This window comes from Skermanella stibiiresistens SB22 (genome assembly GCF_000576635.1).
Classification (GTDB): domain Bacteria; phylum Pseudomonadota; class Alphaproteobacteria; order Azospirillales; family Azospirillaceae; genus Skermanella; species Skermanella stibiiresistens.
Window position 1 is genome coordinate 16,627 of the sequence record NZ_AVFL01000028.1, and the last position, 20,370, is coordinate 36,996.

The 20,370-nt window shown below is 64.2% G+C and carries 11 protein-coding genes and 2 pseudogenes; 7 read left to right on the plus strand and 6 right to left on the minus strand.

The window, feature by feature from the left end; genetic code table 11:
* Positions 1-175: 175 nt before the first annotated feature.
* The 7 genes from N825_RS27765 to N825_RS27795 all read left to right on the plus strand — a co-directional run bounded on the left by N825_RS27765 (position 176) and on the right by N825_RS27795 (position 15,996).
* A complete protein-coding gene (locus N825_RS27765) occupies positions 176-5,347 on the plus strand; it encodes a DEAD/DEAH box helicase (protein WP_037459179.1) in 5,172 nt (1,723 codons plus the stop codon).
* A gap of 5 nt (positions 5,348-5,352) precedes the next feature.
* Positions 5,353-8,118: a DEAD/DEAH box helicase gene (locus tag N825_RS27770; RefSeq protein ID WP_037459237.1), complete on the plus strand. Its 2,766-nt coding sequence runs from the start codon at positions 5,353-5,355 to the stop codon at positions 8,116-8,118.
* A 3-nt stretch (positions 8,119-8,121) separates the two neighbouring features.
* Positions 8,122-12,069, plus strand: a complete 3,948-nt coding sequence (locus N825_RS27775) for an Eco57I restriction-modification methylase domain-containing protein (RefSeq protein ID WP_037459181.1) — start codon at positions 8,122-8,124, stop codon at positions 12,067-12,069.
* A gap of 4 nt (positions 12,070-12,073) precedes the next feature.
* Positions 12,074-13,186 carry an ImmA/IrrE family metallo-endopeptidase gene (locus N825_RS27780; RefSeq protein ID WP_037459183.1) on the plus strand — a complete coding sequence of 371 codons (1,113 nt, stop codon included), beginning with the start codon at positions 12,074-12,076 and terminating at the stop codon, positions 13,184-13,186.
* Positions 13,187-13,405: 219 nt separating this feature from the next.
* Positions 13,406-14,689 carry an HD domain-containing protein gene (locus N825_RS27785; protein ID WP_211098418.1) on the plus strand — a complete coding sequence of 428 codons (1,284 nt, stop codon included), beginning with the start codon at positions 13,406-13,408 and terminating at the stop codon, positions 14,687-14,689.
* Positions 14,686-15,201 carry a hypothetical protein gene (locus N825_RS27790; RefSeq protein WP_037459188.1) on the plus strand — a complete coding sequence of 172 codons (516 nt, stop codon included), beginning with the start codon at positions 14,686-14,688 and terminating at the stop codon, positions 15,199-15,201. Before N825_RS27785 ends, N825_RS27790 begins: the two co-directional genes overlap by 4 nt.
* Positions 15,202-15,204: 3 nt before the next feature.
* Positions 15,205-15,996, plus strand: coding sequence for an HNH endonuclease (locus N825_RS27795; RefSeq protein ID WP_051513319.1), 792 nt, complete (start codon positions 15,205-15,207; stop codon positions 15,994-15,996).
* A gap of 61 nt (positions 15,997-16,057) precedes the next feature.
* Here the strand turns inward: N825_RS27795 and N825_RS40935 are convergent.
* The 6 genes and pseudogenes from N825_RS40935 to N825_RS27810 all read right to left on the minus strand — a co-directional run.
* A pseudogene (locus N825_RS40935) lies at positions 16,058-16,165 on the minus strand (Arm DNA-binding domain-containing protein); the annotation flags it as partial.
* A 427-nt stretch (positions 16,166-16,592) separates the two neighbouring features.
* Positions 16,593-16,802, minus strand: coding sequence for a hypothetical protein (locus tag N825_RS41050; protein WP_157619582.1), 210 nt, complete (start codon positions 16,800-16,802; stop codon positions 16,593-16,595).
* 72 nt (positions 16,803-16,874) lie between these two features.
* Positions 16,875-17,003 (minus strand): hypothetical protein, encoded by a 129-nt coding sequence (locus tag N825_RS41055; RefSeq protein WP_425423755.1) that lies wholly within the window; start codon positions 17,001-17,003, stop codon positions 16,875-16,877.
* A 151-nt stretch (positions 17,004-17,154) separates the two neighbouring features.
* Positions 17,155-18,594, minus strand: a pseudogene (locus N825_RS27805) (ISNCY family transposase); the annotation flags it as partial.
* A 531-nt stretch (positions 18,595-19,125) separates the two neighbouring features.
* Entirely contained in the window at positions 19,126-19,737 is a 612-nt protein-coding gene (locus tag N825_RS39220) for a hypothetical protein (protein WP_157619583.1), read from the minus strand.
* A 129-nt stretch (positions 19,738-19,866) separates the two neighbouring features.
* Positions 19,867-20,208, minus strand: coding sequence for a helix-turn-helix transcriptional regulator (locus N825_RS27810; RefSeq protein ID WP_051513323.1), 342 nt, complete (start codon positions 20,206-20,208; stop codon positions 19,867-19,869).
* Positions 20,209-20,370 lie beyond the last annotated feature (162 nt).

The following is a 20,370-nucleotide window of genomic DNA, read 5'->3' on the forward strand; positions in this document are numbered from 1 at the left end:
AAGCAATTTACGGAAAAAACAAGACGCCTTAGGAAAAAACCAGTGAAAGTCAAACTAGGCCTCCCCTTTATAGCACCGATAATATTATTAATATCTGAGGGAACAACATTATAGCAGAAAAACTATTTTAGATTGATGGTGAAGGAAGATTTCTCCAAATCGAAAAGGGGTTCAGATGAGAGCTTTTGATTTTGATCGCAAGATCATTGAAAGTTACGCTCACTTTTCACGATCTTTCAGCACCATAAGGTCGCAAGATTTACGCGACTCTGTCGATGATCAATATGCTGGTGGTCGGTTCTGGCCGGATGCGCTCCTGTCTCTAAACCCGAGCTATGAAGCAAGCCTTACCACCGAGGATTTGGTGCGATCTGGCGATCTGGCCCCAGAGACGGCCGAGGTCTTCCGAAAAGACTCAGCGCCGATCCGCTTCCACGCACACCAAAGGCAGGCTATCGCCAAAGCTCGAGCCGGCCAGAGTTTCGTGGTGACCACGGGGACGGGATCGGGCAAGTCCCTTTGCTTCTTCGTTCCGATCGTCGATGCCATCATCCGGGCGCGGAAAGCCGGACAGGCTCCTCGGACGCGGGCCGTCATCGTCTATCCGATGAACGCCCTGGCCAACAGTCAGATCAAGGAGATCGAAAGGTTCATCGGGCAGTCCGGCCTGCCGCAAAACCTCAAGCCGTCGGTCAAGCGCTACACGGGCCAGGAATCGCAGGAAGAGCGGCAGCGGATCGCGGCCAATCCGCCCGACATCCTGCTGACCAATTTCATGATGGCGGAACTCTTGCTCACCCGGCAAGACAAAGTCGATTCACAAGTCGTGGAAAATGCCAAGGGCCTGGAATTCATCGTGCTCGATGAACTCCATACCTACCGGGGGCGTCAGGGGGCCGACGTCGCCATCCTAGTCCGTCGGCTCCGGGATCGCTGCGCACCCGGCAAGGCGCCGATCTGCATCGGCACGTCCGCGACGATGGCAAGCGAAGGAAGCGACGAGAAACGGGCGGTGACCGTGTCGGAAGTGGCTTCGCGCCTGTTCGGCACACCGATCGGCCCCGATGCGGTGATCGACGAATCCCTGCGGCGGGCGACCGACGATCGATTGTCCCTTCAGGACGTCTTACCGGCCCTGGGCGGCGCGATCACCAAAGGCATTCCAGCCCACTTGCCCGACGCCGACCTGTTCAGCCATCCTCTCGCGATCTGGGCCGAGCTGGCGCTCGGTCTGAAGGACGGCCTTCGCCTGGAGCGCCGGAAGCCGGTTCCGTTCGGCGAAGCCATTGGACAGCTTGCCCAAGCCACCGGCCTGGGGCCGGAACTCTGCCGGAACGCGCTTCAGGTCTTCCTCACGCGCGTCAGCCTGCCGGCGAAGGACCGGGGCGACAAGGGTGATCACGCCTTCCTGGCCTTCAAGCTCCACCGATTCATCTCCGGGGCCGGGGAGATCTACACCACCCTGAAGCCAAAACCGCGTACCGTACTCCTCGAGGGGCAGATCGAGGACCCTTCCGACCCCGGCGTGCGCCTTTATCCGACGCGCTTCTGCCGACAATGCGGACATGAATATCACGTCGTCACGAAGGCCGAGCGGGATGGCGGAACCGTTTTCCTGGCCCGTGACATCGACGACACGCCGATCGAGGCCGAGGATCAGGTCGAGGTGGCCGGGTACCTGACGCCGACAGCGGATGGCGATCCCAGCTATTGCTTCGACGGCAGCCTCGAAACCTACCCCGAGGGATGGATCGAGGAGCGCAATGGCATCCCCAAGCTGCGGAAGAACCGGACACGGCGCGTGCCGGTCACCGTGACGGTCGCCGAAACGGGCCGTTTCGATCCGCGGGGCCGCTCCTTCTGGTTCATTCCCGGCAAATTCGGGTTCTGCGCCTGCTGTCAGGATGAGCCGCACAGCGCCACGCGTGAGCGCAGCAAGCTGGCGGGTCTCTCGGCGGAAGGGCGGAGTTCGGCGACGACGCTGCTCGTCTCAAGCGCGCTCGAATGGCTGAACCAGCCTGGCAGTGGTGTCCCCGAGGACAAGCGCAAGCTCCTGGGATTCACCGACAACCGGCAGGATGCCGCTTTGCAAGCCGGGCATTTCAACGATTTCCTGTTCGTGAGCTTGCTCCGCGGCGGCATCCTGCGCGCTGTCACCAACGCCGGGACCGATGGCCTGAGCGAGGACGAATTCGGATTGCGCGTGGCGCGTGCCCTCGGCTTCACGGCCGCCAATCAGGCGGCCCGTGTCCATTGGATGTTCGAGCCCGATGCGGGTGCTGTCATCCGAAGTGATGCCGAACGGGCGCTCGCCAAGGTGCTCGCGCACCGGGTCTGGACCGACCTTCGCCGCGGTTGGCGGTTCACCAACCCAAGCCTGTCGGTCCTGAAGCTGATCGAGGTCGATTTCGTCGGCCTCGACGAGATCGCCGGAAATCGGGAACGCTTCATGGCCATGCTGCCCGAACTGGGGGCCATGGACACCGAAGGCCGGAAAAAGGTTCTGCGTCTACTGCTCGAGTCGATGCTCGAGGGCCTCGCCGTCGGCACGGAAGCGCTCGAACTGACGATCCTCGACGCGGTGGCGCAAAAATCCCGCAGCCTCCTGCGCGCTCCCTGGACCATTGACACCAAGGAGTCGCCCCGCAGCCGTACGACGCTGTTCTTGCAGGCTCCGGGAAAGGATGTCGTCGGACTTCGCGAGGAGCAGACCATCCTGCGAGCCGGGCTGAATTCGCGCATCGCCCGCCTCATCAATCGCAAGAGCGTCATCGGCACCAAGCTGGGCCGGGACTCCTACATGGAGTTCATGTCGAATTTACTCGATTACCTGACGGAAGAGGGCCTCGTCACGCTGGTTGAAGCCGATACCGACATGCGCGGCTGGCGGCTGTCACCGTCCGCCGTGCGCATCGTCCCCGGTGAGGCCATCCGCCGGGGCGAGCCAGCGGGCAACCGGTACTTTCATGACCTCTACACCGGGATCGCGGATCAACTGGCGACGGGCGGCGGGGCGTTCTTCGGGCTGGAGAGCCGGGAGCATACCGCCCAGGTCTCGCAGAAGCAGCGGGAGTGGCGGGAGTGGCGTTTCCGTCACGAGGATGACGACCGGGAGAACATCAAGAACCACGCCGCGGAAATCAAGGCGAGCGGCGAATCGGTCCGTTTTCTTCCCGCCTTGTTCTGCTCTCCCACCATGGAGCTTGGGGTCGACATATCGGCTCTGAACGCGGTCTACCTGCGTAACGTGCCGCCGACCCCGGCGAACTACGCCCAGCGGGCGGGCCGTGCCGGCCGGTCCGGGCAGGCGGCGGTCATCGTGACCTACTGTGCCGCCCAGTCCCCCCACGATCAGTATTTCTTCGAACGTCGAAACGACATGGTCGCCGGGGTGGTTCGCCCGCCGGCCCTGGACGTCACGAACGAGACTCTCGTCACCTCCCATCTTCACGCGATCTGGCTGGCCGAGTCCGGGCTCGCCCTGTCTCCGGACATTCCCGAGATCCTCGACCTGCAACAGCCCGGCTACCCGCTCAAGAAGAAAATCCTCGCGGAGATCGGGGCGCCCGGCCTCGTCGGCAGGGCTTGCGAGCCGATGAGCCGTGTCCTCGGCCAGATCCTCGCGTCCGTCGGGGGCGTGCGCCCGATCTGGATGGGCAACCCGGACGACTACGTGCGGGAAGTCGCGACCCTGGCCCCGGAGGAGTTCGACCGCGCCTTCAAGCGCTGGCGTGAACTCTACGATTCCGCGCGCTCCCAGTTGACCGAGGCGAACTTGCGCTCGCAGGTCGCCGGCCTTGCCGCCGCCGAGCGCCGGAAGATCAAGGCGGCCCAGGCCCAGGCCATGGATCAGATCGGCATTCTCGAACAGGGAAAGGCGACCAACGGGTCCGACTTCTACTCCTACCGCTATCTCGCCACGGAAGGATTCCTGCCGGGCTACAATTTCCCGCGCCTGCCGCTCTACGCCTTCATCCCCGGAGAGGGCGGGTCCGGCGCCTTCCTGCAACGCGCCCGTTTCCTCGCCATCTCCGAGTTCGGTCCGCGCAGCCTCATCTACCACGAGGGACGGGCGTACCGGGTGGTGAAGGCCAAGCTGCCGCCGGAAACCCGCACACCCGACGGCCAGGAACTCGCCACCCAAAAGGTCACGATCTGCCCGAACTGCGGCGCCGCCCATACGGAGCAATGCGAGCGCTGCCATGCCTGCGATGAGCCCATCACCGAGAAAGGGGCGGTCGAGCGGACACTGCGGATCAACAACGTCGAGGCGGCGCCGGCGGAGCGCATCACCGCCAACGACGAAGAGCGTGTCCGCCAGGGGTTCGACATCCAGACCGTCTTCTCCTGGCCCAGGAAGCACGGCCGCCTGGAGGTGACCGAGGCGGAATTCCGGATCGGGGACGCTCCTCTCTTCACATTGCAATACGCCAACGGCGCCGAGATCAGCCGGATCAACAAAGGGCTGAAGCGCCGCCGCGACAAGACCGTGCTCGGCTTCAACATCGATCCGCGGACCGGATATTGGGCCAAGAGCGACGACGAAGACCCCGAAGCCGATCGGCCGCCGGATGCGATCCGGCCGGTGCGGATCGTGCCGATCGTCCGGGACCGCAAGAACGCTCTCCTGTTCCGCTTCCACGATCCCGATGCCTTCCGGCCCGAGACGGTCGCGACGGTGCAGCATGCCCTGATGCGCGGGATCGAGGTGGTCTTCCAACTCGAAGAGGGCGAGGTGCTCGGCGAGCCGCTTCCCCAGCGGGACAAGCGGCGGACCATCCTCGCCTACGAAGCGACGGAAGGCGGGGCGGGTGTCCTGAACCGTCTGGTCGAGGATGCCGGGATGTTGAACCAGGTCGCCCGTACGGCGCTCGACCTCATGCACTTCGATGGAGTCGAGGAGGCCATCGCCGCCCACGACCCGCACCTGCTCAGGGACCGGGAGGACGCCTGCGTCCGGGGCTGCTACAGATGCCTGCTGTCCTACTTCAACCAGCCGGACCACGAGCTGATCGACCGGGCCAGCGACGAGGTGAAAAAATTCCTCATCGATCTCGCCCGCGGTTCGGTCGTCCTATCCGCCGCCCCTCGAAGGGACGACGTTGAGAAACGCTGGGAAGACAGCTTCGCCGAGGCCGGCTTGGCCGCTCCCGACCGGACTGGGGTGACGATGGCCGGTACGAGTTTCCCATTCGCCTGGCGCCGCCACTACGTCGCGGCCGCGGCCGGCGAGATTCCCGTGGCGGCGCGGGATGAGGCCGAGGCCAAGGGCTGGACGCTTTTCCGGCTGCCCGCGTCTCCCGACGTGGCGCTTCCCGCCGAGATGGGCGATATGCTCAAGGAATGACCCCGATGACCTTGTCCTTCGCCCCCGGCGATCTCGTGCGGGCGCGCGGCCGCGAGTGGGTGGCCCTTCCCGCGCCCCGCGCCGGCCTTCTCGCCCTGCGCCCCCTGTCCGGAAGCGAGGGCGACACCGTCCTGCTGGACCCGCGGCTGGAGATTTCGCCGGTCGGCCCGGCCCGCTTCGATCTGCCGGAAGGTGCCGCCGCGACGGTCCAATCCAAGGCGTCCCTGCTCGCGGACGCCCTGCGCCTGACCCTGCGCCGCGGGGCGGGGCCGTTCCGGTCGGCGGCCCAACTCGCCTTCGAGCCCCGGACCTATCAGCTCGTCCCGCTCCTGATGGCGCTGCGCCTCCCGGTTCCCCGCCTCCTGATCGCCGACGATGTCGGCATCGGCAAGACCATCGAGGCCGGGCTGATCCTGCGGGAGCTGATGGATCGCGGCGAGGCGGACGCCTTCTCGGTCCTGTGTCCGCCCCATCTGGTCGAACAATGGACGACCGAACTCAAGACGCGCTTCGGGATCGACGCCGCCGCCGTGACGTCCGGAACGGCCGCGCGGCTCGAAAGGGGCTTGCCGCTCGCCCAGACCCTGTTCGACGCCCATCCCCATACGGTGGTCAGCCTCGACTACATCAAGGCCGAGAAACGCCGGGATATGTTCGCCCGCGCCTGCCCGGACTTCGTGATCGTCGACGAGGCCCATGCCTGCGTCGGGACGCACAAGGGCCGGCAGCAGCGCTTCGAGCTTCTCGCCGGCCTCGTGAGGAATCCGGAGCGGCGGATGATCATGCTGACCGCGACCCCGCATTCGGGTGATGAGGAAGCCTTCGCGCGCCTGCTGTCCTTGATCGATCCGGAATTCTCGGCGCTCGATTTCGACGACGCGAAATACCGCGAGCGCCTATCCCGCCATTTCGTGCAGCGCCGCCGGATCGACATCACGTCGGGCGACTGGGGCGAGGACCGGGCGTTCCCGAAGCATGAGACGACGGAGGCGCCCTACCGCCTGTCGCCGGCACACCTGCGCTTCCAGGAGGCGGCGCTCGACCACTGCCTGGGCATGGTCTCGCGTGCCGGAACCGGACAGCGGGAACGCCGCCTCGCCTTCTGGGGGACGCTGGCCCTGATGCGCTGCGTGGGATCATCCCCGGCGGCGGCGCTCAGCGCGCTGCGCAACCGCCTGGCGCAGGAGCCCGACCGCATCGAGCCGCGGATCTATGACGAGGATGGCGAGGACGAGGACGCGGTCGACCTCGAACCCGGTGCCGCTTGGGAAAGCGACCCGGCGCTCCAGGCCCTCGTCGGAGAGGCGCAGCGGCTCGCCGGGGAACCCGACCCGAAGCTCGACTCGCTGATCGGCATCCTGAAGCCGCTGATCAAATCGGGGGCCAACCCGGTCGTGTTCTGCCGCTATCTCGCGACCGCCGAACATGTCCGAAACGGCCTGCGCACGGCGTTTCCAAAGCTCCGGATCGAAGCCGTCACCGGTGTCCTGACCCCGGACGAACGGCGCGACAGGGTCGTGGACATGGCGCCGGACGACGAGGAGAAACCCGCCCAGCGCATCCTGGTCGCGACCGACTGCCTGTCGGAAGGCATCAACCTTCAGCAGCTTTTCGACACCGTCGTCCATTACGACCTGTCCTGGAACCCGACCCGCCACCAGCAGCGCGAAGGCCGGGTGGACCGCTTCGGGCAGCCGGCCCCGGTGGTCCGCTCGGTCATGATGTATTCCCCCGACAGCGCCATCGACGGGGCGGTGCTGGATGTGATCCTGCGCAAGGCGAAGGAGATCCGCGAAGTGACCGGCGTGACCGTCCCGCTGCCGGACGAGCGGGGACCCGTGACCGAAGCCCTCATGGCCTCCATGATGCTGCGCCGGAGCGACACGCGGCAGATGGCGTTCGACCTGCGGCTGGACGACGGCGCCCGCCTGATCGATACCCGCTGGCGCGACGTGGCGGAGAACGAGAAGCGCTCCCGCACGCGCTTCGCCCAGAATGCCATGAAACCGCAGGAGGTGACGCCGGAGTGGGAGAAGGCGGCCGGCCTTCTCGGATCCCCGCGAGCCGCGCGGACCTTCATCGAGCGGGCCATGGCCGGGTTCGGCGTGCCTCTGGAGGAGCGGCGGTCCGCCCTGCTGGCGCATGTCCACGCCCTCGACCCCGCCCTGCGGGAGCGGCTGGCCGAGCGCGGCTTGGCGGGAAGCCTGCGTCTGGCGATGGCGGAGCCCGCCCCGGCCGGCGCCGGCCTGATCAGCCGGTCGCATCCGCTGACGTCGACGCTGGCGGAGGCCCTGGTCGAAGCCTCCCTCGATCCCACCACCCTGTCAGGCCTCGGCATCGGTCGCGTGGGGGCGTGGCCGACCCCGGCGGTGGACCGGGTGACGCGCCTGGCGCTGCTCCGCATCCGCTTCAAGCTGACCGTCCAATCCCGGCGGGAGCGGCTGTTGCTGGCGGAGGAGGCGGCATTGGTGGCGCTGCGGAACGGCGAGGTCGTCGCGTCGGGGGAAACCGCGCGGATGCTGCTGGACACCCCCGCCTCCGGCGACTTCGCGCCCGCCGCCCGCGACCGCTTCGTGGGTCGGGCGCGGGAGGAGCTGCCGGCCCTGCTGGACGGACCGATCGCCGCCTTCGTCCGCATCCGGGCGGAGGAGCTTGCCGCCGACCACGCCCGGCTGCGCGCCGCCGCCGGTTCCGCTTCCCGCGTCGCCGTGGAAGCCGTTCTGCCGCCCGACGTCATCGGGCTTTTCGTGCTGATGCCGAGCGAGACCTGATCCATGCCGCGCAAGCCCATTACCGATATGTCCGCATGGCCCTCGCTGACGCTGGAGGGCAACCTGATCGCGCCCGCCATGGTCGCGAAGATCGACCGGCGGGAGGCGCCGGAACAGGCCGAGGAGAGCTACGGCATCCGCAAGGGCCTGACGGCGCGCGACGAGGTCTCCATCGCCTTCCGCGTCGGCCAGTCCCATTTCGACGCCTTCGCCAAGGCCGAGGCCCCGTCCGCCGGGGCGACGCGCCGCTTCATGCGCGATTTCCTGAAGGAGACCTTCGGGTTCGACGATCTGGCGCCGGCCGAGGGTCCCACGTCCTTCATCGCTGGCGGGCGGGTTCCGGTGGTGGTCGTGCCGCCGGCCGAGGCGCTGGACCGGCGCAGCCCGACCCTGTCGGCCGACCGCGCCCGGTCCCCCGCCTTCGCGCTCCAGGATCATCTGAACGAGAGCGACGACACGCTGTGGGGTCTGGTGACCAACGGGACCCGCCTGCGCCTGATGCGCGACAACGCCTCGCTGACGCGCCCGGCCTATATCGAGGCGGATCTGGGGCAGATCTTCACCACCGAGGACGCGGCCTCCTTCACGGCGCTGTGGCTGCTGATCCACCGCTCGCGTTTCGGGCGGACGGGCGGCACCGCCGCCGATTGCGCGCTGGAGCGCTGGCGCGACGCCGGGTCGCGCGAGGGGGAGGCGGCGCGCGACCGTCTGGCCGGCCAAGTGGAGGACGCCCTGCGCGTTCTGGGCACCGGCTTCCTGGGCGCCAATCCCGATCTGGCGGCGCGGCTGGCATCGGGGGAAATTCCGCTGACCGGCTGGTTCAACGAGCTTCTGCGCCTAGTCTACCGCCTGATCTTCCTGATGGTGGCGGAGGACCGCAACCTGCTGCATCCCGCCGGCGCCGGCATCGATGCCCGCCGGCTCTACGCCGAGGGCTACGGCCTGACGGCGCTGCGGGCGCAGTCCGTGCGCCGCGCCTCGTGGGACCGCCACCACGACCGCTACGAGTGCCTGAAGGTCGCCTTCCGGGCGCTCGCCCGCGGCGAGCCGGCGCTGGGCCTGCCGGCGCTGGGCGGGTTGTTCGGCTCCGACCGGCTGCCGCATCTGGAAACCGCGACCCTGTCCAACCGCGCCTTCATGGAGGCGGTGTACCGGCTGTCCTGGTTGACCGACAAGGCCGGCATGGTCCCGGTCAACTGGCGCGCCATGGAGACGGAGGAGCTGGGGTCGGTCTACGAGTCCCTGCTGGAGCTTCAGCCGCAACTGGCCGATGGCGGCCGTGCGCTCGCCTTCGCCTCCGACGCGGCGGAGCGGAAGGGCAACCAGCGCAAGACCACCGGCTCCTACTATACGCCGGACAGTCTGGTGCAGGCCCTGCTGGACACGGCGCTCGACCCGGTGCTGGACCGGGCGGAGGCGGAATCCGACGACAAGGCCGCGGCCCTGCTCGCCCTCACCGTCATCGATCCGGCCTGCGGATCGGGCCATTTCCTGCTGGCCGCCGCCCGGCGCATCGCCACCCGCGTCGCCCGCATCCGCGCCGCGGGAACGCCCTCCCTGGAGGATTTCCGCCACGCGCTGCGCGACGTGGCCCGCTGCTGCCTTCACGGGGTCGACAAGAACCCCATGGCGGTGGAGCTGACGCAGGTGGCGCTGTGGATCGAGACGGTGGACCCCGGCCTGCCGCTGGGCTTCTTCGACGCGCAGATCCGCTGCGGCGATTCGCTGCTGGGCGTGTTCGACCTGAAGGCCCTGGAACAGGGCATCCCGGATGCCGCCTACAAGCCGCTGTCCGGCGACGACAAGGAGACGGCCAAGCACTGCGCCAAGCGCAACAAAAGCGAAAAGTCCGGCCAGGGCAGCCTGGACTTCGCGCGCGGCGGCGGATCGCTGCCCGCAGCACGGCAACTGGCCGACCTGGGCGCCGATCTGCGCCACCTGCCGGAGACCACGCTGGCGGAGATCGAGACCAAGGCCGCCCGCTTCCGCGACCTGCGCCGCCGCTCCGACTGGTACGGCTGGAAGATCGCCTGCGATGCTTATGTCGCGGCCTTCCTGGCGCCGAAGGTGGGCGGCGTGCCGGCCAACCGCAACACGGTGACGATCCCGACGACCTCGCATGTCTGGGACGCCATGGCCGGCCGCGGCCTCTATGGCCCGCTGGTCGCCCGAGTGGACCAACTGGCCGACATGGCCCGTGCCCTTCACTGGCCGCTGGAGTTCCCCGACATCATGGAGCGCGGCGGCTTCGACGTGGTGCTGGGCAACCCGCCGTGGGAACGGATCAAGCTACAGGAGTTGGAGTTCTTCGCCGCCCGCTCCCCCGCCATCGCGGCCGCCGCCAACAAGGCGGCGCGTGAGAAGCTGATCAAGGTCCTGGAAGAGGCGGAGGTGGATAGCCTTGATCGAGGGCTGCACATCGCCTTCATCGCCGCCAAGCGGGAAGCCGAAGCGGCCAGTGAGTTTGTTCGCATCCCTGGCGAGGAGGGTGGGCGGTTCCCTCTGACCGGGCGCGGAGATGTGAACACTTACGCCCTATTTGCCGAGTTGTTTTCGCGCTTATCCGGACCCAAGGGGCGGTCTGGAGTGATCGTGCCGACCGGTATCGCGACGGATGCGACAACCGCGCCCTTCTTCGCAGCAATGGTCTCAGACAGACGCTTGTCCCAATTGGTGGATTTTGAAAACCGTGCCGGGCTGTTTCCTGCCGTGGATAGTCGCATGAAGTTTTGCTTATTGACAGTGGGCCATGGCGAAGGCGTTGCGCGGTTTGCCTTCTTCCTCACCGATCCGGCTCAGGCCGTGGAGCCGGAGCGCAACTTCACCCTGACGCCGGACGCCATTGCCCGCCTGAACCCGAACACCCGCACTGCCCCCGTCTTTCGCTCTCGTGCCGATGCGGAGTTAACGGCGAAGATCTATGCAAATGTACCGGTGCTGATTGAAGAGAAAACCGGAGCTGCCATTGGGAACCCAGGGAACCGTTGGAACCTCGATATACATTCCCGTTTTATTCATGTAACCGAGGACGCTTCAGAGTTTCGGCAGCGCAACGATTTCCCATCTAATGCTTCCAGAAACGACATGATGGTAATTTATGTTTCTTCAGCAGCGGCATCTAGCAGTTTGAAGAGTGGAAAATGGTTGCCTCTTCACGAAGGGGAATACGGTTGGCAGTTCGATCATCGATTTGCAACAAGCGAGAATGGAGGTACTCGCCCTGCCTCACTATCCGAACACGAAGATCCGTCATTTGAGCCGATGCCAAATTACTGGGTTCACGAAGATTTCTTCGATGTTCGCCTTAGGCGTCGAACCGTTAGATGCGAAACTCATTTTCTCGGAATGCGACGCGTTTCAAGCAGCACTAATGAGCGAACTGGTGTTGCTGCATTGCTGCCGTTTATTCCAGTCACCTATGGCTGGATTCTTGTTTTTGCTGAATTCACGATCAATTCAGCAATCCTGGCGTCCTCTTTAAACTGCATGGTTGTGGATTATTGCTTGCGGAATAAAATAAGCCAAACGAGCATCCCTCAAGGAACTGTCTACCAATTACCCATCCTGCCTCCTGCCTTCTACACCGAACCCCGTCTCTCCTTCGTCGTACCGAAAGTCCTTGAACTCACCTACACCTCCCACAGTCTCGCCCCTTTCGCCCGCGACCTCGGCTATGACGGGCCGCCGTTCCGCTGGGACGAGGAGCGGCGCGCCCTGCTGCGCGCCGATCTCGACGCCTTCTACGCCCGCGCCTACGGCCTCGACCGGGACGAGCTGCGCTACATCCTCGACCCCGCCGACGTGAAAGGTCCCGATTACCCGTCGGAGACCTTCCGGGTGCTGAAGGAAAAGGAAATCCGCCAGTACGGCGAATACCGCACCCGCCGGCTCGTGCTCGCCGCCTGGGACCGGATGGAAGCCGACGGCGGCTTCCGGGCGATGGGGATGTGACCCGATGGGCGTGATCGATCCGAGGCGATATGCCCAGCTCAAGCCCCTGTTCCTCGCGGCGCTCTCGTCGCGGACGTGGCCGGGCGATGACGCAAGGACTTCATTGCAAGCCGTCGTCCGCCATCTGGCGGAAGCCGGATACGGCCGCGACGAGATCGATGCCGTCCGCAGCTATGTCATGTTCTTCCTGGAGGAAGTCCGTCTTGGTGTCGTCGATCCCCTGATGTCGCCAGCGGCCCTGCCGGGATATCCTGGCGCAGTGCCGCGCCCCGTCCAGCCAGACCTGTTCGCCTTCGCCGAGACCAGCCGGAATGAGACCGAACGCGCGCTGATCGACCAGCTTATCTCGGCGACCAGACTCTACGACAGCCAAGAGGCGGTCAGGGAGCTGATGGAATTCACGATCCGGCTCCGTGAATTCGCCCCCTTCAACGGAATGCTTCTCCACATCCAGAAGCCGGGGCTTACCCATGCCGCCTCCGCGTCGGATTGGTGGAACCGTTTCGGTCGGGTTCCCAAGATGGGCGCGCGGCCGTTGCTGATCCTGCGGATGAAGGGGCCAGTCGATTTCGTGTTCGACGTGCAGGATACGGAAGGGCATGCCCTGCCAGACGGTGCGTTCTCCTTTCCGACCTTCGGGGCGTTGAAGGAAGATGAGTTTTCTTGGCTGATAAGCTCAATCAAGAAAGAGAGGATCGTGATCACCCAGCTCGACGCCGGGGACGCGCAAGCCGGCTGGATCAGGCTTCTGGAGAAGTCGAAGTCCGAGAAGGGCAAAAACCTTTACGAGCTCGCATACAACAAGAACCACCCCGTTCCCACTCGGTTCGTCACCGTGGCGCATGAGTTGGGGCATCTTTTCCTCGGCCATCTGGGCGAGGACCGCGGACGGCGTATCGCCGACCGCCGTTCGACATCCCTTGCGCTGATGGAGGTCGAGGCCGAGATGGCGGCTTACCTCGTCGCGAGGCGGAACGGGCTTCAGCCCAGAAGCGAAAGCTATCTGGCGAAATATCAGGGCGCCTTCGGTGACATCAATCTGTACGCCATAACGCGGGCGGCGAACGCCGTGGAGGCCGCGATGGGAATATCGGCGGCACACCTGTGGAACAGGTGACGGCCATGCTTGGTGCGGCTCGGAATTTGGGTGCCGCCGCCTGAAGTGCGACGAAACGGGATCGCTCGCCCAAGACGCTTCAGTTGCATGAGCGTAAAATCGCACTTAGATTCCGGGAAATTCTCTGGCTGAGGACCCTGGATGGGAAAGCGTCTCCGCGACCCGGTGCATGGTTTGATCGTTTTCGATGACACGAAGATTGATCTGCTCGCATGGAGTTTGATTGACACTCCCGAGTTTCAGCGCCTGCGCCGCATCCGGCAACTCGGCGTGTCCGAGTTTACCTTCCCCGGTGCCGTCCACACCCGCTTTGCCCACTCCATCGGCGTGTTCCACACCGCGCGCACCTTGGTGGAGGTCGTTCGCAGGGAGATGAAGCGGCTGGGAAAAGACTTTGAGCGTCCAAAGGCGGAGGTGGCGCTGATCGCCGCTCTGCTGCACGACCTCGGCCATGGTCCCTTCAGCCACACCTTCGAGGGCGTCCAGGCCTCCCGCGGGGTCAAGCGGCGGCATGAGAAATGGACCGCCGACATCATCCGCAACCCGGAAGGATGCATCCGTCCGCTGCTCGAAGGCCATAAGCCCGGATTCACCGAAGAAGTCGCGGCACTGCTTGAGAAGGAGGACCCGGAGGATATCCACCACGCCATCGTATCCAGCTCCTTCGACGCCGACAGGCTGGACTATCTGCGCCGCGACAAGCTGATGACGGGAACCGGGGCCGGCGGGCTCGACTTCGACTGGCTGATCGACAATGTGCGGGTCGCGGAGATCGAGTTGGACGCTCCGGACGAAGACGGGGACGAGCCGCGCCGGGTGCCGACCTTCTGCCTGACGGCCAAGGCTCTGCCGGCGGCGGAACAGTTCCTGCTGGCGCGCCACACCCTGCATCAGCAAGTCTACTTCCACAAGACGACCCGCTGCGTCGAGCACATGATCGCCAAGCTGCTCCGCGCGGTCGCCAACCTCGCCGACGCGACGGATGGAAACGCGGGCAAGACCGGCCTGCCGGATGGCCACCCGCTGCTGAGCTTTTTCGCGGCGGACGGTGAGACCGTGACGAACTACCTCGCCCTCGACGATATGCTGATACTCGGCTCGCTCGACGCCCTATCCAAGGCGAAGGACCCGGTCATCGCGGAGACGGCTGGCCGTCTGAAGGAACGGCGTCTGTACAAATCGCTCGACATCGCGGAGTTCGGAGAGGATTCTGGGCGGCAGCGCAGGCAGTTGCGGCGGATCAAAGATCGGTTCAAGGATCAAATCGAGGCTGAAACGGTTATGCTGGACGAAAACGCCGCCATCGGCATCTACGCGGAGGTCGGCGGCGACGATGACAAGATGCACAAGAAACTGCACATCCTGGACGCCAACAAGCCGGTGGAGATCAGCAAGCTGTCGGACCTCGTTCGCGCGCTCGAACCCAAGAAGCGATATACCCGTCTCTATTTCGCCAATAAAGAAGACCGGGACAAGGCCCGCAGGATCAAGAGGACGCCATGACCGTGATGCCAGAACAACAAGTCGCCGACATCGTACAGGCGGCCGGGGGACGGCTCGTCAGCCGCATCCGGTTGCAGAAGATCGCCTACCTCCTGGACCAACTTGGGGCGCATAGCGGGTTCGATTACACCTATCACCATTTCGGTCCCTATTCCCGCGACCTGGATAGCGCCGTCCTCGACGCCGAAGCGTTCGATCTGGTGAAAGAGAAGTTCGAACGGCGCCAGTCGGACGGGGCACGCTACAGCATCTTCGAAGCCCTCGCCGACGCGGACTCCCACCGGTTCAGCTATCTGGATGATCGGAACTTGCGCGATCTGGTCAAGCGGTTCGCTTCGACCAATATCACGGTGCTGGAGTTGGCCGCCACGGCGCATTGGCTCTCCGAGGCTGAGAAGGTGGAGGATTGGGAAACGGAGATCCGCCTCCGCAAGGGCTCGAAGACGGAGGGTGGCCGCCTGGAGAAAGCCAAGCGACTGCTCGTGGAAATCGGCTTGTCGCCGGCCGCCTGAGCCGTGCTCGAAGCGCCCCAAGGCTTCGTCGTCGCCGAGGAATGCCGCAAGGCCACTTGGCAGAACGGCTTCCGCCGTCCGCTGGGGGAGTTGGATGGCTGGGCGCGCTTCGGGTCGACCACCGCCAAGGGAGCCATCGCATTGGCCGCAGCCGGGCCGACGGGGCCGTGGTACCTCGCCCTCGACCACGCGGGCGTGGTCGAGGAGCTGCCACATCCGCGCGCCGATATCGACGGTCCCGGCATTGCCCGCTATGCCTATCCCACCCTGGCCGAACTCTACGGCGTGCTTCCCAAGGTCTACGCCTTGGGCGTGACTCTGCCCGACGGTCCTCTGGAGGCGTTCCGCGCCGCCGTCAAAGACCTTCCGAAAGCCACCGAGGCGGAGCGCCTAGTCGTTCAGCGCGTCGGCCAGGACATCTTTCGCGACCGGCTGATGACCTATTGGCAGGGCTGTTGCCCATTGACCGGGATCACCGATCCGGCCCTCATGCGCGCCTCCCACATCATCCCCTGGAAGGATTGTTCGGACGATGTCGAACGGCTGAACGTCCACAACGGGCTTCTGCTGTCGGCGCTGTGGGACGCCGCCTTCGACCGGGGGCTCGTTACCTTCGATGACGACGGGTGTCCGGTTTTCTCCCCGGCCCTGAGCAAAGCGGCCAGGGACGAACTGCGTTGGAAGCGGCCGGTTCCGCTGACCGACAAGCACAGGATGCGGCTTGTCTGGCATCGCGCGCACCCGTTCGCGATGGCCGCGTCGGGATCTGGTGACGGGAGGAAATCGTCCGGGTGACGATTTCGTGGCTATGGCCACTCCGCATGGAATCAGAGTGGTCACCGCTGTCGTGACGCTTCCCATCCACCCGAAATCGGAACGCCCACGACTTGGCGCCAGACGGTTCGAGGCGGAGATACAATCCGCCACCATCGGCATAGGGACCGGGTTTCGTCACCCATGTCACTGTCGTGTCCCGGCGCAGCTACGCCACGCGCCGGGACACAATCCTACAGGCCGTTTACTATCGATTGCGGTTCGTCGTTTCCAATGACTGTGTCGAGCTCGTTGCTGGTGGCGTCGTCGCCAATGTGACCAAGCGATAATGGTGTCTGGCTCGCACGGGATTTGGATGACGAGTCGATGAAGCAGGCGGCGCACTTCGGGCACGGTCAGGGGTAGAAGGTCGGCCGCCAGGTCTGCCGGGTCCCTTCCCCCCGATTGCCGCCTTGCGCAGGACGGTGAGAAAGGCAAGGCAAGCAGGGCCAAGGTGATGTGCCGATACCAGCCGGTCCAGGAGCGGACCCCGTACTGGTCGAGCCCAACCTCTTGCTTGGCCATCTCGAAGCTGCTTTCAATGGTCCAGCGCGCACCAGCCACATGCACCAGATCAGTCAGGGCAGTGCCTTCCGGGGCGCAGGTCGATAGTACGTCAACTCGCCGTCGCCCATGCGGCGCCGGATCAGCAAGCCTTTCTGCCACCTGTCCGAGGTGCCGCGAAAAGGCAGATAGGCCCAGTCGTACAGCCTTGGTCCCTTGGCGCCGTCGCCAGTGTTGAGCCGGTGCCAGCCGTCGGTCGGCACCTCCTCGAAGCAATCGCTCACCGTGCCCGGCCACCGGCGCTGGCCGCTGGTGACGGTCAGCACGTTGCCGATCCGGCGGCGCTCCAGTTCGCGTCAAATGGCGCTATCCGCACCGTAGACGCTGTCTCCCGTCACCCAGGCGCAGGGCACACCAGTGTCCAGCGCCCGCCTCAGCATCGTCAGACCCTGCTTGGGCTTGGTGGCGTGTTCCGCGACAATCAAGATGAGAACACGTATTGCCTCACCGAAAAATGTTCCCGAATGGCTTGTCGTTGCCTCACCGTCATGTTCACGTTTCCACATCTCATTCGGCCCCATCAATACCGGACAAGGCGTTAAACACCATTTTGTGTGCCGTCTCTTGCCGTCAGATCTTCAGGCGGCGCTGCAACGTCCGAAGCTGACCGTCCGGATAAACTCCTGGGTGCTCCGCCTGCAGCCGGTCCAGCAACTCCCGGCCGGTTCGCCAGGGCTCGGCTTCAAACCAGTCCCGCAACCGCTCGGAAGCCGTTGCAAACGGGTCGGGCCGCCGACGCGTTCGTTTGGCCGCCGCCTTGGGCTGTGCGGTCGGCCGCACCTCACCGCCCTGCCAAGCAGTTCGCAGCCCGCTGAGAAACTCCTCGAGCGTTGGCGCCGGGCTTGCCTCGTACTCCGACGGCAGCGTCCGGTCGGCGATCTCGACCAGACGCTGCTGGGCCGAACACATCTCGCTGAGCAGATGAACGGGATCCAGCGTCGCTTGCCAAGCCTTGATCCGGAGCCGGACGTCCTCCGACGTCCTGGGGTCCGTCAACAGCCGCTGAGCCGGCGTTGCCGGCGGGTGATACTGCTTGCGCACCCGCGCGCCCTCGCGCTGCTTGCTGGCCAGCTTGAGCGAGGGCTGGAAGAAGTTGATGAACAGCCGGACCGTCGCGTAGAGCCGGGCCAGTTCCGCGGCCGCTTCCAAACCCTCGTAGCGCCGGTAGCCGACAATCCGCCGGACGATCGCCCCGTTTTTCTGTTCAACCCACGCTTGGTCATTCTTGCGGTAGGGCCGACAGCGGGTGAACTCGATGCCGGCCACCTGGCGGTAATCGCGCACGGTTTCGTTCATGAACACCGTGTCGTTATCGGTGTCGAACCCGAGCAGCCCGAACGGCAGCAGCTTGCGAACTTCACTCAGCACCTCGACCAGCACGGTTTGCTCGCGCACCAGCAGCGGCGCGCATTCGGTCCAGCCGGTGGCAATGTCGGTCAGCACCAGCGGCTGGATGAAGCTGCCGCTCGCCACCGGGCCGCTGTGGGCCACCAGATCCGCCTCGATGAACCCGGGCGGCGGATCTTCCCAGTCGGAAAAAGTGCACACCGGGATGCTCCGCCGGACAGCCGACGAAGCCGATCCGCGTCGGCGCCCGCGCTGTCCGGTCTTCTCCCGGGCCGCACGCAGAGCCCGGTCAATCGTCGCGGCGCTCATTGCCAGCAATCCCGCCCGCACCTTCGCCTCAAGGGTAAGGTGACCATGGCGCTCCATCGCGTCGAGCAGAACAGGTACCAGCGGCTTCAACCGCTTGCCGCAGATCCGGTCCGACGCTTCCCACATGACCAGCAGCGCCTCGCGCACCGCATCATCGTAGATCCGGCGGCTCGGGCGCGGACCTGACCGCCCGGCCGACGCTCCGCCGCGCAGCAGACGCATCGCATGCTTGCGGTGAAAATTAGTCACCGCAACGAACTCGTCCAGAATACGCGCCTTTTCCGCCCGGTCACTCCGGGCATATCGCGCCGCAATCGCTTCAACCAACTCATTCCTGGTCGCCATGCTTACCCGCCTCATCTCTGCTCCCGCAGCTGTCAACCGCTGGGGAACATTTCAACTGAGGCAACGACAGATCCTTGAGGAGCATTTCAGGCGAGGCAATGCGGACCGAAGCTGGGCCGCTTCATGCTCCTGCAATAGTCATCAGGACCACGTACTATGCCGAGTTGGCCACCCAACTCCGGACCTTTGGCATCGACATCTCCAAGCGTCCGATGGCCTGCCTATTGAGCGTGGGCAATGGGGCAAGACGCTGTGGCGGTGCGAGCGCGAGTGCCAACAGTGACGCGATTAGGATGGACAATACTCCGCTTAACTGTGAGACCAACGGGGAGCAGGGACAGCAGCGAGTCGGATACTGAGAAAACGGCAATTTCGGGAAAAAAGTGCTCCTTCCGACATAAATCTCGTCACCCTTCGGCGCACTCGTTGTGCACCAGGAATGCGGATGAATCCAAAATTGCGTCGTATCGGGCGACCTGACACCCTTGAGCTTCAAAGGAGCCGTGATAGTGAATCTCAAGAACATCGAGGCATGCATTGCCTGACTTACATGACTGCGGCAGTCTGTAAGCAGAGCTGACAAAAATCTTCCACATCAAACTCAATTACACTTTCGGGGCTACCGTCGTGAGTATTCTCTGGGCAGATCACAAATATGTGCCTGCTGTTTGTGATCCGGAAATTCATGTATAGTTTGCTGCGATGCTTCACTTTGTTTAGCGTTTTCTCCAGAGTGATTGATGCGTGTCCATTGGACCTCGAAGGGAGAGAACCGTTGCCCGGTCCGGCCATTCTAACCATCTGATGTTCTGCCAAGCTGGCGTTGGTCGCTATCAGCCCTAAAGGTTTAATCATTTCCACTTCGAAAGGCGAGCCCGCATAGGTTCCTCCATATTTTCTACTCTCTCGAGCTCGCATGATCTCTCCAACGACGTGATCAAAGCAGACCATAGCCTTCTCACTTGCATTGCCAGCTTGCTGAGACTGGCCCCGGTGCCATCGGTTCATAAAGATGGTTGAGAGATTTTGCAGCTCTTCGATAGCGTTCTGGACACTCGGAAACGTACCAGAGATGCCTGTCAAAAATTCTGTCTGCCCCATAGCTTCCTCAACCCTCATTAACCGGCTGAGGATGCCCTCTCTCAGAAGATCTTTCAACGCTTTGTTCTAACATTCATGATTGTATTGACTGATGAGAATCAACAACCATAGAGACGGCAAATGGGTAGACGATTGGTCGGTCGCATATACAAGATTGAACCGTTCGCGGCAGCCTCATAAGTTGTATCACCCGCCCGATCGTGAATACACACGCAACAAGACAGCAAGCAAACCTGCCGCCACTTCTGCCTCACGATCATCCAGAGCGGCGACAAGCGTTGAAATACGGGCGTCCAGCGCAAGCCGCTGCTCCGACTTTCCTTTGACATCCGATGGCAGGAACCAGCTGATCGGCATTTCCAGCACCTCGGCGATGCGCGCCAGCGTCTCGAGTGATGGCAGGGCTTGTCCGCGTTCGACGTTGGACAGGGACTGGGTCGCCATCCCTATGCGCCCGGCCATTTCCTCCTGCGTCCAGCCCCGGGCTTTGCGCCCCTCCCGAATGGCGTGGGCGATGTGCTCCTTCACAGGGTATTTCCTCGGCTGTCGACCAGCAGGCAGGTTTCCTCTAAGAGACGGATTAATCCATCAATCGGACATGAAAAATTCTTGATAAACTATAATCTGACTTATAGTTCCGTTGATGCCTGAATCGATCGGCAACTGTTAACCACTATCCGGGCGCGGAAA